Here is a 12,448-nt window from a genome sequence, read left to right as displayed (position 1 = left end):
GGTGATGACCAGTGTGGTACTGGGATCGCGCCTTTTTCGGCACGATTCAGGACTGACTACCCATGCACGACATCAAATCGATCCGCGACAATCCGCAAGGCTTCGACGCCGCACTGAAGCGCCGCGGACTGGCGCCGTTGTCGGCCTCGCTGCTCGCGATCGACGAAAGACGTCGAGCGGCGATCCTGGCGTCCGAGCAGGCGCAGGCGCGGCGCAATTCGGCTTCGAAGGAAATCGGTGAGGCGAAGAAAGCCAAAGATGAAGCGCGCGCCGGCAAGCTGATGGCCGAAGTCGCCGAGCTCAAGACCACGATGCCCGAACTCGAATTGGCGGCGAAGACGGCCGACGAAGAGCTGGCGAAAGAGCTCGCCGCGATTCCCAATCTGCCGCTCGACGACGTGCCCGAAGGCGCAGACGAGCATGGCAATGTGCAGCGGCACATCTACGGCAACGTCCGCAACTATGCCTTCACGCCGAAGCCGCACGACGATCTCGGCGGTGCGCTCGGCTACATGGATTTCGAGGCCGCCGCGAAATTGTCAGGCGCGCGCTTCGTCGTGCTGAAGAAAGGTCTCGCACGGCTCGAGCGCGCCATCGGCCAATTTATGCTCGATCTCCATACCAACGAGCATGGCTATACTGAGGTCAACCCGCCGCTCCTGGTGCGCAACGACGTGATGTTCGGCACGGGCCAATTGCCGAAATTCGAGGACGACCAGTTCTGGGCTATCAAGGGTGAACTGCTCGCAGCACCCGACGAACGATTGAAGACCGAACGTCTCGGTCTCATCCCCACCGCCGAAGTCTCGCTGACCAACCTCGTCCGAGAGTCCATCGTCGACGAAAAAGAGCTGCCGATGCGGCTCACCGCTCTGACGCCATGCTTCCGCGCCGAGGCGGGCGCGGCGGGCCGCGACACCCGCGGCATGATCCGGCAGCATCAATTTACAAAGGTCGAACTGGTCTCGATCACGACGCCCGAAGCCAGCCGCGACGAGCACGAACGCATGCTGTCCTGCGCGGAGGAAGTGCTGCGCCGGCTCGATCTGCATTATCGCGTGATGACGCTGTGCTCCGGTGATATGGGCTTCTCCGCACAGAAGACCTACGACATCGAGGTCTGGATGCCCGGGCAAGGCGAGGGCGGCGCGTTCAGGGAAATCTCGAGCTGCTCGGTGTGCGGCGATTTCCAGGCGCGCCGCATGGATGCGCGCTATCGCGCGGCCGATGGCAAGCCGCGCTTCGTACATACGCTGAATGGCTCCGGCACTGCGGTCGGCCGTGCGCTGATCGCGATCATGGAGACCTATCAGCAGGAAGACGGTTCGATCGCGGTGCCCGATGTGCTGCAGCCCTACATGGGCGGCCTCAAGACCATCGAGCGGGATAAATAGCGCAAAGCAAAAATGGCATTGCATCGCGACATCCTTTGGATCGGGAGGCAATGGGCGGTCACTGGCCATGGGATGCAGTTGATCGATCAAAGGCTGATGGGCGCCTTCGATATCGAGGTGTCACGTCTGTGGGACGACGATCTGATCGCGCGGATGCATGCCAAGGAGTGGCTCAACGTCGCCGATTTCGACAAGGGGCTGGCGGTTGCACGCACGCGCCACAAGCGGCCGGAGGCAGGCTCGGAGCCGGCGGCTGCGGCGGTTCCGGCGATCGATCCCGTCGTCGCGACTCCGCCGCCGAAGCTGGAGCGGCCGGCTTCCATTGAGCCTCCGCAAATTGCATCGGCCCCACCGGCGGATCCGAATCCGCCGCTGCCGCAAGCGGAACAGGCGTCGCCGGACCTGCAGATGAAAATTGATGTTGGCGCCAGATTCGCGCGCCCCTGGCGCGTCTGGATGAAGAAAACATGAGCAAATCGGCCGGTTTGCCTCGACGGCGATAGCCGGATAAGACGGCGCGCGGGCGGCAAGGCCGAGCGATCTCGAATGAAAGGCACTTTGACGGATGCGAATTCTCTGCACCAACGACGACGGCATCCATGCGCCGGGCCTGAAGATCGTCGAGGAGATCGCTCGCGCGCTGTCCGACGATGTCTGGGTCGTCGCCCCGGAGCTCGATCAGTCCGGCGTTTCGCACTCGTTGTCGTTGAACGATCCGCTGCGCCTGCGCGAGGTCGGTCCGCGCCATTTCGCGGTGCGGGGCACGCCGACCGATTGCGTGATCATGGGCTCGCGCTACATCCTCGGCGAGAAGATGCCCGATCTCGTGCTGTCCGGCGTCAATAAGGGCCGCAACGTCGCCGAGGACGTCGTCTATTCCGGCACCATCGCTGGCGCCCTCGAGGGCACGATCCTGGGCATCCCGTCATTTGCACTGAGCCAGGAATTTTCCGTCGAGACCCGCCACGCGCCGCTGTGGGACACCGCACTGAAATTCGGGCCCGATATCCTGCGCAAGGTGATCGATGCCGGGGTGCCGAAAAACACGGTGATCAACGTCAATTTCCCGGCTTGCACGCCCGATCAGGTCAAGGGTGTCCGCGTCACGCGACAGGGCAAGCGCAATCTCGGCTTCCTCAAGGTGGACAAGCGCCACGACGGCCGCGGCAATCCCTATTTCTGGATCGGTTTTGAGCGGGCGGCAGTAATGGATACGCCAGCCGAAGGCACCGATCTCGCTGCGCTAGCGGCTCGCTACGTGTCGGTGACGCCGCTGCGGTTGGATCGTACCGACGAGGCGTTTTCAGAAGAGCTCATGACGACATTGAGATAGCTCGTGCCCCGGACGCAGCGCAGCACGGAGTGATGCGCTGCTGAGCCGGGGCCTATGGTGCATGGGAAAGAGTGGGTCCCGGCTCTGCGGAGCAGCGTTTCACGCTGCACCGCGTCCGGGACACGATCTTCGTTAAGCCGGCGCGTTCTTGAGCGTAGCGCTGATGACCTGGGCCAGCGTCTCCAGCTGGAATGGCTTCTGCAGGGCAGGGCGGTCGCGGTATTCCTGGGGCAGGCCGGATGAGCCGTAGCCGGTTGCAAAGATAAACGGAAGGTTGCGCGCCGTGATCAGCTCGGCGACCGGCGTGATCACCTTGCCGTTGACGTTGACGTCGAGAATGGCGAGATCGAACTCGGTCGACTGCACCAGCTTGACCGCTTCGCCGATTTCCCCCGCCTCGGCAGCTACGCTGTGGCCCAGCTCTTCCAGCATGTCGGCGACCATCATGCGGATCATGACCTCGTCTTCAACGAGGAAAACAGAACAGCCCGCCGGCCGTGTCGCTACCATGATGGATTCCTTGCCCTTCCGAGCACTGAGGTTCGCAAAAAACGTGCCTGGGTGCAATGTCGACATGAACAGGCCACGGCCTTTGAGGCAGGCACCTCTCGCGACGGACTTGCCGGCCCCCAACGCCGGGCTACGGCTTGTGGTTCCCGAAGGTAGGAACCTGAACCTTCAGGAAATTCTTCCTTAAGATGGCGTACGCTATTACATCTTGGCGAGCCGAAGCATCCGACTGGCGGCAGAACCCGCCGCGAGACCGCAATGTCGCAAGAACCGCCCGAGAAGATGATGTTTCAGCTCACCCTGCGGCGGCGGGGGATCAGCGACTTGGCTGTGCTGCGTACGATGGAGGAGGTGCCGCGCGAAGCCTTCGTGGCGCCTGGCGATCGCGGCCACGCCTACCGCGACAGTGCGCTCGGCATCGCCTGCGGGCAGACCATCAGCCAGCCCTTTGTGGTCGCGTACATGACCGAGCAGTTGCAGCTTCAGAAGAACCACAAGGTGCTGGAGATCGGCACCGGCTCCGGCTATCAGGCCGCGGTGTTGTCGCGACTCTGCGCCCATGTGCTGACGATCGAGCGCTACCGGACGCTCGCGGACGCTGCTCGCGCCAGGCTTGAAAAGCTTGGCTACTACAACATCGAGGTGATGCTCGGAGATGGCTTCGACGTACCAGCCGGAGCCGGCGATTTCGACCGCATCATCGTCACCGCCGCGATGGAGCAAATCCCGGACAATCTGCTGCAACGGTTGCAACCCGGCGGCATCCTGATCGCCCCCGTCGGCCCGCATCACGGCACCCAGACTCTGGTCCGTGTCGTCAGAACCGAGAGCGGTTTCGAGCGCAAGGAACTGGTCGATGTCCGCTTCGTCCCGGCCCTGCGGGGCATTGCGCGCGAGCTGTAGAATTCCGGATTGGCGGTTCCCGCCAACATCTTATTCCAAGGGTTAAGCGTTAATTTACTCGGTGCGTGTTTACTCAAAACAGTATTTTGTTGCGTACGAGTGAGTAACCATGTCCCGTGTCGCCGAGTTGCTTCGCTCGCGTCGGGTGCCGCAGGTCGCGGTGCTGGCGCTGATGTCGGTGGGCTTTGCCGGCTGCAGCGCCGATATGCAGACGCGCTTTTCCGATAGCTCGTTCTCCAATCCCTTTGCCTCCCAGCCCGAAGCCACCGGTTCGGTGCGCGCTCCCGCCGCCGAACGCCGCGAGCTGCCGCAATACGCCCGTCCGCAGAGCCAGGCGCCGCAATTCCAATCCCAGTCGTTACCGCCGCCCGCGGTCGCTGCGCCGCCCGCTTATCCCGCCAGCTCGGGCGGGGTGTCCGGAGGAGGGCGCGGGATTTCCTCCTATGCGCCGCCTACTCAATCGCCGATCGAGACCACCGCCACGGTACCGCCGCGCTCGGTCGCTGCAGCGCGTCCGGCCGCGCAGGGCGGCACCACGATCATCGTCGGCACCAGCGACACCCTCGACGTTCTGGCGAAGCGCTACAACGTTTCGGCCGCTGCGATCCTGCAGGCCAACGGTTACAAGGGCCCGCGCACGCTGTCGCCCGGTCAGCAACTGATCATTCCGCGGCAGACTGCGGCGGCGCCGGCACCGGCGCCCGCTCCGGCAGCCAGCAAGCCGGTCGCCGTCGGCGCCGCAGCGCCGAGCGTCCATGTCGTCAATCGCGGCGACACGCTGATGAGTATCGCGCGCCGCAACCAGGTCTCGGTTGCCGAACTCGCCAAGGCCAACAATCTCGATCAGTCCGCCAAGCTCAGCCTCGGCATGAAGCTCACGGTGCCCGGTTCGAAGTCGGCCGCGGCCGCTGCTCCGGTGGTGCAGCCGGTCGCCGCAGCGCCGGCCCAGCCTGCCGCGCCGGTTGCTGCGCCGGCCGCCAAGATGGCTGCGGCCGGGGGCCCGCCGCAGAGCGCGCGGCTCGCCTCTGCCACGACCAATATCGTGGAAGAAAAGCCCGCCGCGGAAGCCGCTTCGGTCAAGCCCAGCGAAGCTACCGGCGCGCTGCCGACCTTCCGCTGGCCGGTGCGCGGCAAGGTGATCACGAGCTATGGCGCCAAGACCAACGGCAAGTCGAATGACGGCATCAACGTTGCGGTGCCGGAAGGCACGCCGGTGAAAGCGGCGGAAGACGGCGTGGTCGCCTATTCCGGTAACGAGCTCAAGGGTTACGGCAATCTGATTCTGGTGCGGCACTCCAACGGTTACGTCACCGCATATGCCCATGCGAGTGAACTGCTGGTGAAACGCGGCGATACCATCAAGCGCGGCCAGATCATTGCCAAGTCGGGTCAATCGGGTGAGGTGGGGTCGCCGCAGCTCCACTTCGAAATTCGCAAGGGATCATCGCCGGTTGACCCGCTGCAATTCCTGAACGGGGCGTGAGCCGCTCGTCATTGCCGGGCTTGACCCGGCAATCCATCCCGGAAGAAACCGCTCTTTCGAAGATTGATGGCTACGCGGGTCGAGCCCGCGTATGACGACCGAGTTCGTTACGGCCGCAGTGCCAAACAGGCCCGCCTACTTCCCCGCCAGCCTCACCCCGAGCCGTCCCGCAAGCTCCTGCGTGAACTGCCAGGCGACGCGGCCCGAGCGGGAGCCGCGCGTCGTCGACCATTCCAGCGCCTCGCGCTCCAGCTCTTCGTCATCGATCTTGATGCCGAAATGGCCGCAATAGCCGCGCACCATCGCGAGGTACTCGTCCTGGCTGCAGCGGTGGAAGCCGAGCCACAGGCCGAAGCGGTCGGACAGCGACACCTTCTCCTCAACGGCCTCGCCCGGATTGATGGCGGTCGAGCGTTCGTTCTCGATCATTTCGCGCGCCAGCAAGTGCCGCCGGTTCGAAGTGGCGTAGAGGATGACGTTGTCGGGGCGACCCTCGATGCCGCCTTCCAGCACCGCCTTCAGCGATTTGTAGGAGGCATCATTGCCGTCGAACGAGAGATCGTCACAGAACACGATGAAGCGGAAGTCGGAGCTGCGTAACAGATCCATCAGGCCAGGCAGGCTCTCGATGTCCTCGCGATGAATCTCGATCAGCTTGAGGCGGTCGGCCGGCTTGCGCTCCATGTTGATGCTAGCGTGCGTAGCCTTCACCAGGGACGACTTGCCCATGCCGCGCGCGCCCCAGAGCAGCGCGTTGTTGGCAGGCAGGCCGTCGGCAAAGCGTTCGGTGTTTTCGATCAGAATGTCCCGCATCCGGTCGATCCCCTTGAGCAGGCCGAGCTCGACGCGGCTGACGCGCGGCACCGGCGAGAGGCGGCCGTCCGGGTGCCAAACGAAGGCGTCGGCAGCGCCGAACTGCTCGGGGCTTGTGGCCGCCGGAGCGGCCGCGGAAAGGTGGCCGACGATGGCTTCCAGCGCGCTTGCGATCCGCTCGGCGGTGGCGCCGTCAAACGTGTTCTCCGGACGTTTTGTCGCGGATTTCGCTGCTGCTCGGGAGGCGGCTTTGGGGGCGGCGCGGGACGCTGTTTTCTTGGATTTTTTCGACATTTCCGGAGTTCCTGACCGGGCAGCCTTAACGGGCCTTGGAAGGTCTCGCAAGCGGCCTAAATGAGGGGACGGCCAACGTTGCAATTGGGCCCGCCGCCGCTATAGTCCGCGCGAATTTGCCCGGACCGGCGACATGCCCAGGCCGCTATGCCCAGGCGTGGCCGGTTCTTTTCCGTCTCACGAGGATTGTTCGAATGCTGATTACCCCTGCGTACGCCCAGGCTGCAGCCGGCGGCGATGCGAACAGCATGCTGATGTCGCTGCTGCCGTTCGCGTTGATCTTCGTGATCATGTACTTCCTGATTCTACGCCCCCAGCAGAAGAAGATCAGGGATCATCAGGAACTAGTCAAAAACATCCGCCGCGGCGACACCGTGGTGACCTCCGGCGGCCTGGTCGGCAAGGTGACCAAGGTGGTCGATGACGACCAGATCGAATTCGAAATCTCGGACGGCGTCCGTGTGCGGCAGATGCGGCAGATGATTTCGGGCGTCCGCGCCAAGGGCGAACCGGCCAAGGAAAAGAGTGAGGCCAAGGACGAGTCGTCCGCGAGCTGAGTTTTGCGCGCTGCTCGTCGCGGCGCATTTTCCTGGATGTGACGGGTCTACTCGATGCTGTATTTCTCGCGGTGGAAGGCGCTGGCGATCATTCTGACCGCGCTGATCGTCTGCCTGTTCGCGGTTCCGAACTTCTTTTCTCAGGAGCGGGTGAAGACCTGGCCGGTGTGGGCGCAACGTCACATCGTGCTCGGCCTCGACTTGCAGGGCGGTTCGTACCTGCTGCTCGAAGTCGACGCCAATTACGTAAAGAAGGAAAAGCTCGATCAGGTGCGCGATGAAGCCCGTCGCGTGTTGCGCGACGCCAAGGTTGCCTATACCGGCCTCGCTGTCCGCAACGATGCGGTCGAAGTCCGCATCAGCCGCGAGGCCGATCAGGCGACCGGCCTGTCCAAGTTGCGCGAGCTGTCGCAACCGATCGGCGGGCTTTTGGGGGGTACCGGGCAGCGTGATCTCGAGGTGACCGATGCGGGCGGAGGGCTGATCCGGATCACGATCCCGCAGGCTGCGATGCTCGACCGCATGCGGAAGACCATCGAGCAATCGATCCAGATTGTCGAGAAGCGCGTCAACGAGCTCGGCACTGTCGAGCCGATCATCCAGCGTCAGGGTACTGACCGCATTCTGGTCCAGGTGCCGGGCCTGCAGGATCCGACGCACCTGAAGGAACTGCTCGGTAAGACCGCGAAGATGGAATTCCGCATGGTCGACACTTCGGTGTCGCCGGACCAGGCGCAAGGGGGGCGCGTGCCGGCGGAATCCGAAGTGCTGATGAGCTCGACCTCGCCCAAGGTCCCCTATGTCATCAAGCGGCAGGTGCTGGTGTCCGGTGGCGATCTGATTGATGCCCAGCCGGGCTTCGATCAGCGCACGAACGAGCCGATCGTCAGCTTCCGTTTCAATACCTCTGGCGCGCGCAAATTTGCCCAGGCGACCTCGGAAAACGTAGGCCTGCCCTTTGCGATCGTGCTCGACAATGAAGTGATTTCCGCACCCGTGATCCGCGAGCCGATCACCGGCGGCTCCGGGCAGATTTCCGGCAACTTCACGGTCCAGCAAGCCAACGATCTCGCGATCCTGCTGCGGGCTGGTGCGCTGCCGGCGCCGCTGACCGTGGTTGAAGAACGCACCGTCGGTCCGGGGCTCGGTCAGGACTCGATCGAGAAGGGGCAGCTTGCCGCCTATGTCGGCTCGATCATGGTCATCGTATTCATGCTGGTGACCTACCGCCTGTTCGGCGTATTCGCCAACATCGCGGTCGCCATCAACATCGCGATGATCTTTGGCCTGTTGTCGCTGCTCAATGCCACGCTAACGCTGCCCGGCATCGCCGGCATCGTGTTGACGGTCGGCATCGCCGTCGATTCCAACGTGCTGATCTACGAGCGCATCCGCGAGGAGCTCCGCCATGGCCGCAACGCAATTTCGGCGATCGACGCCGGGTTCACGCGCGCGCTGGCAACCATTCTGGACTCCAACATCACTACCTTCATTGCCGCCGCCGTGCTGTTCTATATCGGCACCGGGCCGGTTCGCGGCTTCGCCGTCACGCTCGGCATCGGCATCATAACCACAGTGTTCACCGCATTTACGCTGACCAGCCTGATCGTCGCCGGCTGGGTACGATGGAAGCGGCCGAAGACCGTGCCAATCTGAGTATGCGGAGCCGGCTTTGACACAATACGTTCTCATCGGGCTTGGCGTTCTGATTGCCGTGCTCACAGTGGTCGCGATCTTCGATCTGCTGCCGCCGCTGCGCATCGTGCCTGACGACACGCATTTCGATTTCACGCGCTTCCGCCGCATCAGCTTTCCGATCTCGGCGGCGCTTTCGATCGTTGCGATCATTCTGTTCTTCACCCATGGCCTGAATTTCGGCATCGACTTCAGGGGCGGCACCCTGCTGGAAGTGCAGTCCAAGTCCGGCGCCGCCGACATCGGCGCGATGCGCGCCAAGCTGAGCACGCTGGGTCTTGGCGAAGTCCAGCTTCAGCAGTTTGGTGGCCCCGCCGACGTTCTGATCCGCGTTGCCGAACAGCCGGGTGGCGACAAGGCGCAGCAGGAAGCGGTGACGAAGGTTCGCGGCGCGCTCGGCGACAGCGTCGAATACCGCCGCGTCGAGGTGGTCGGACCACGCGTTTCCGGCGAGCTCCTGGCCTACGGCATGATCGGACTGATGCTCGCGATCTTTGGCATCCTGATCTATCTCTGGTTCCGATTCGAATGGCAGTTCGCATTGGGCGCCATGATCGCAAACGTCCACGACATCGTGCTGACGATCGGCTTCATGTCGATCTCCCAGGTCGATTTCGACCTCACCAGTATCGCGGCGCTGCTCACCATTCTCGGCTACTCCCTGAACGACACGGTCGTGATCTACGACCGCATTCGAGAAATGCTGCGGCGCTACAAGAAAATGCCGATGCCGCAGCTTCTCAACGAATCCATCAATTCGACACTGTCGCGTTCGATCATTACCCACGTCACGGTGACGCTGGCGTTGTTCGCGCTGCTTTTGTTCGGCGGCCACGCGATCCACAGCTTCACGGCAGTCATGATGTTCGGCGTGGTGCTGGTTGGTACCTACACTTCGATCTTCATCGCCGCGCCGATCCTAATCTATCTCGGTGTTGGCGAGCACCGCGACGCGCCGGATACGCCTGCGAAGAAGTAGTTAACTATGGCTAGTTCCTCGGACGCCCCGCATCTTCCGAGGTCGGCGCCGATCGAAGCCTACGGCAAGGGCGGCTTCGCCTTCGCCGACATGTCGCATCGCGGCTCGTTGCTGTGCCTGCCCGACGGCATCTGGGCCTGGCCGGTGACGAAACCTGCTGAGATCGACGAATATTCCCTGGCGCAAGTGTTCAAGGCTGCCAACGCTATCGATACCTTGATCGTCGGTACCGGCACCGAGATCTGGGTGCCGCCGCGCGGCCTCAGAGAGGCGCTCCGCGCCGTGCGCGTGGTGCTCGATGCGATGCAAACCGGGCCTGCGATCCGCACCTACAACATCATGCTGGGCGAGCGCCGGCGCGTTGCCGCGGCATTGATCGCGGTGCCATGAGCGGGACCGCGACGTCGAAGGATTCAGCGGCGTTCTGCGCCGATCTCGTACGCACGCACGATTTTGTCCGCTACGCCTCGACCCTGTTCCTGCCGGCGATCCAGCGCCGCGCGCTATTGTCGATCTACGCCTTCAATGTCGAGATCTCACGCGTGCGCGAGCACGTCACCCAGCCGCTGCCCGGCGAAATGCGGCTGCAATGGTGGACCGATATGCTGGAAGGCGCCGGCCATGGCGGCGTCGAGGGCAATCCGGTTGCAGCCGAACTGTTGCACACGATCAGCGAATTTCACCTGCCGGTCGCGCCGCTGTCGCGGCTGATCGAGGAGCATCAGTTCGACCTCTATAACGACCCGATGCCGTCGATGGCGGCGCTCGAAGGCTACGTGACCGACACCGCCGCGGCACTGTTCTCGCTCGGCGCGCGGATCGCGGCGCCACCGTCCGCGGCGATCGACCATCTCGCCCGCCATGCCGGCCTCGCCCAGGGCATGGCGCAGGTGATCGCAACGCTGCCGCTCGATGCCGCGCGGCGCCAGCTATTCCTGCCGCTGCAATTGTTGCAGCAGCACGGCAGCGGGATGGAACAGGTCTTTTCGGGCAAGCAGACGCCGAACGTGCGTGCTGCGATCGACCAGTTGATTGGGGAGGCCCGGAAACATCTCGGCACGGCGTTCGAACTGCTCGCGCATGTGCCGTCGCAGGTGCGGCCGATATTTCTTCCGCTGGCGCTGATCCGCCGTGAGCTGACGCGCATGTCGCGTGCCGACGCCGACCCGTTTGTGCTGCACACGACGTCGCGGTTGCGGATCCTGTGGACGCTGTGGCGCGCGTCGCGAACGCGGGAGTTTGGCGGGTAGGTCCGCCCCACGAGGTCATCGCGAGCACCCGGTCGGCGCGAAGCGCCGCCGGATGACAGGCTCCGCGAAGCAATCCGCGGCTCGACTCGGGGACATATGGATTGCTTCGCGGCGCTCGCAATGACGCAGCAAGCACCTACCGCGAATTCAACTCGCTGCTCTCGAAATTGAACCGATCCCGCAAATTCTTGCGGCTCTCTAAAATGTCCTTCAGAAACGCGCGGTCGAGATCGCTCGTGATCAGCGGCTCGATCAGATCGACTTGGTTCATTGCCACAAGCTGCAGGATCTCCGTGCGCGGTTTGCCGGCAGCGTCGCGCGGCAGGGCGTGCACCACCTGGATATGCTCGGGCGGCCTGACGCCCTTGGCCGACGCGAGTTCGCTGCGCAGTTGCTTTTCCAGCGCGACATCGTCGGCCTCCACGAAGGCGTACAGCCCGACGCCGGTACGGCGGTCGGCGAATGCGACAATGGAGGTGTCGCGTACGTCAGGATTTTTCCTGATCAGTTCGGCCAGGACGGGCGCATCGTTGACCAGTCGCCGGCCGCCGCCTTCGCGGTCCGTGAAGTTGAACAGGCCGCGGGTGATGGCCTGATAGACCTTTTTGCCGGTCTTGAGCCAGAGGCTGGCGACAACGGATTTGCGGGCCAGGATCTTGCGTTCCATTGGCGTCAAAGCCTGCGGCGCATAGCTGCGCTTGTGCTTCAGCATATGCCGCAGATCCTCGTAAGCCGCGATCCGGAATAGCCGGCTGCGGCTCGAAAAGCAGGCGGCCAGTTGGAAGTCGGTCAGATAGGCGCGTCCGTCGCGTCCCACCAGCCAGTTCTGCTCCTTGGCGAGATCGTTGTGGCAGATGCCGGCGCGATGCAGCTTGCGCAGCGCGAGCTTGGCAGAACGGAAATAGGCGATGTCGCCATGGGGTTTTGCCAGATGCAGCGCGACGCCATCAACGAAGCCGCGCACCAGCGCCCGCCGTCCGGCCCATAGCAATTTCGGTCCGACGTTGAGCTCGCGGGCCAATGCCAGCGCGCGGCGTTCGCGGGCGAACAGGTGTCGGGCGAGCGGATAGGACCAGATCGGCACCTGATCGAGGCGGCGCAGCACGGCGTCGACCTCGCCGGATTCATCGCGGAAGCGGCCGCGCTCGACAGTCGAGAACACGTCACGCTTCAACAGCACGCCTTCGATCCATCTCGCCGAGAGCGTGGCGGCGTCGTCTTTCGGAAGGCCCATGGG

General features: G+C 63.6%; 13 protein-coding genes. 10 read left to right on the top strand and 3 right to left on the bottom strand.

Going from position 1 to position 12,448, the window contains the following annotated elements; all coding sequences use genetic code 11:
* Positions 1 to 62 precede the first annotated feature (62 nt).
* The 3 genes from serS (at position 63) to surE (ending at position 2,727) form a co-directional block, all read left to right on the top strand.
* The gene (gene serS / locus J6524_RS03660) at positions 63 to 1,394 is read left to right on the top strand and encodes a serine--tRNA ligase (RefSeq protein ID WP_225668982.1); all 1,332 of its coding nucleotides are present in this window, start codon (positions 63 to 65) and stop codon (positions 1,392 to 1,394) included.
* A gap of 12 nt (positions 1,395 to 1,406) precedes the next feature.
* Positions 1,407 to 1,865 (top strand): hypothetical protein, encoded by a 459-nt coding sequence (locus J6524_RS37820; RefSeq protein WP_376711970.1) that lies wholly within the window; start codon positions 1,407 to 1,409, stop codon positions 1,863 to 1,865.
* Between the two features lie 94 nt (positions 1,866 to 1,959).
* Positions 1,960 to 2,727, top strand: coding sequence for a 5'/3'-nucleotidase SurE (gene surE / locus J6524_RS03650; RefSeq protein WP_225668981.1), 768 nt, complete (start codon positions 1,960 to 1,962; stop codon positions 2,725 to 2,727).
* 132 nt (positions 2,728 to 2,859) lie between these two features.
* Here the strand turns inward: surE and J6524_RS03645 are convergent, their stop codons facing one another.
* Positions 2,860 to 3,237 carry a response regulator gene (locus J6524_RS03645; RefSeq protein ID WP_225668979.1) on the bottom strand — a complete coding sequence of 126 codons (378 nt, stop codon included), beginning with the start codon at positions 3,235 to 3,237 and terminating at the stop codon, positions 2,860 to 2,862.
* Positions 3,238 to 3,495: 258 nt separating this feature from the next.
* Here J6524_RS03645 and J6524_RS03640 point away from each other — a divergent pair, with 258 nt between their 5' ends.
* The gene (locus J6524_RS03640; RefSeq protein ID WP_446479896.1) at positions 3,496 to 4,140 is read left to right on the top strand and encodes a protein-L-isoaspartate(D-aspartate) O-methyltransferase; all 645 of its coding nucleotides are present in this window, start codon (positions 3,496 to 3,498) and stop codon (positions 4,138 to 4,140) included.
* A gap of 109 nt (positions 4,141 to 4,249) precedes the next feature.
* Positions 4,250 to 5,623, top strand: coding sequence for a peptidoglycan DD-metalloendopeptidase family protein (locus J6524_RS03635; RefSeq protein ID WP_225668977.1), 1,374 nt, complete (start codon positions 4,250 to 4,252; stop codon positions 5,621 to 5,623).
* A gap of 135 nt (positions 5,624 to 5,758) precedes the next feature.
* On the opposite strand, the gene J6524_RS03630 is transcribed toward J6524_RS03635, so the two are convergent.
* Positions 5,759 to 6,730, bottom strand: a complete 972-nt coding sequence (locus tag J6524_RS03630) for an ATP-binding protein (protein WP_225668976.1) — start codon at positions 6,728 to 6,730, stop codon at positions 5,759 to 5,761.
* A gap of 194 nt (positions 6,731 to 6,924) precedes the next feature.
* On the opposite strand from J6524_RS03630, the gene yajC reads away from it, so the two are divergent.
* From yajC to J6524_RS03605, 5 genes are read left to right on the top strand one after another with little or no spacing between them, the layout of a single operon-like run.
* Positions 6,925 to 7,287: a preprotein translocase subunit YajC gene (gene yajC, locus J6524_RS03625; protein WP_225668975.1), complete on the top strand. Its 363-nt coding sequence runs from the start codon at positions 6,925 to 6,927 to the stop codon at positions 7,285 to 7,287.
* A gap of 54 nt (positions 7,288 to 7,341) precedes the next feature.
* Complete coding sequence (gene secD, locus J6524_RS03620) at positions 7,342 to 8,943, top strand: protein translocase subunit SecD (RefSeq protein ID WP_225668974.1); 1,602 nt, start codon at positions 7,342 to 7,344, stop codon at positions 8,941 to 8,943.
* Positions 8,944 to 8,959: 16 nt separating this feature from the next.
* The gene (gene secF / locus J6524_RS03615; protein ID WP_225668973.1) at positions 8,960 to 9,961 is read left to right on the top strand and encodes a protein translocase subunit SecF; all 1,002 of its coding nucleotides are present in this window, start codon (positions 8,960 to 8,962) and stop codon (positions 9,959 to 9,961) included.
* Between the two features lie 6 nt (positions 9,962 to 9,967).
* Complete coding sequence (locus tag J6524_RS03610) at positions 9,968 to 10,351, top strand: Mth938-like domain-containing protein (RefSeq protein WP_225668972.1); 384 nt, start codon at positions 9,968 to 9,970, stop codon at positions 10,349 to 10,351.
* A complete protein-coding gene (locus J6524_RS03605) occupies positions 10,348 to 11,211 on the top strand; it encodes a phytoene/squalene synthase family protein (protein ID WP_225668971.1) in 864 nt (287 codons plus the stop codon). The genes J6524_RS03610 and J6524_RS03605 overlap by 4 nt, the downstream gene beginning before the upstream one ends.
* A 136-nt stretch (positions 11,212 to 11,347) precedes the next feature.
* On the opposite strand, the gene J6524_RS03600 is transcribed toward J6524_RS03605, so the two are convergent.
* Positions 11,348 to 12,445, bottom strand: coding sequence for a serine/threonine protein kinase (locus J6524_RS03600; protein WP_225668970.1), 1,098 nt, complete (start codon positions 12,443 to 12,445; stop codon positions 11,348 to 11,350).
* Positions 12,446 to 12,448 lie beyond the last annotated feature (3 nt).

Source organism: Bradyrhizobium hereditatis (genome assembly GCF_020329435.1).
GTDB lineage: Bacteria > Pseudomonadota > Alphaproteobacteria > Rhizobiales > Xanthobacteraceae > Bradyrhizobium > Bradyrhizobium hereditatis.
The sequence above is the reverse complement of the archived record's forward strand: the minus strand, read 5'-3'. Positions and strand labels throughout refer to the sequence as shown.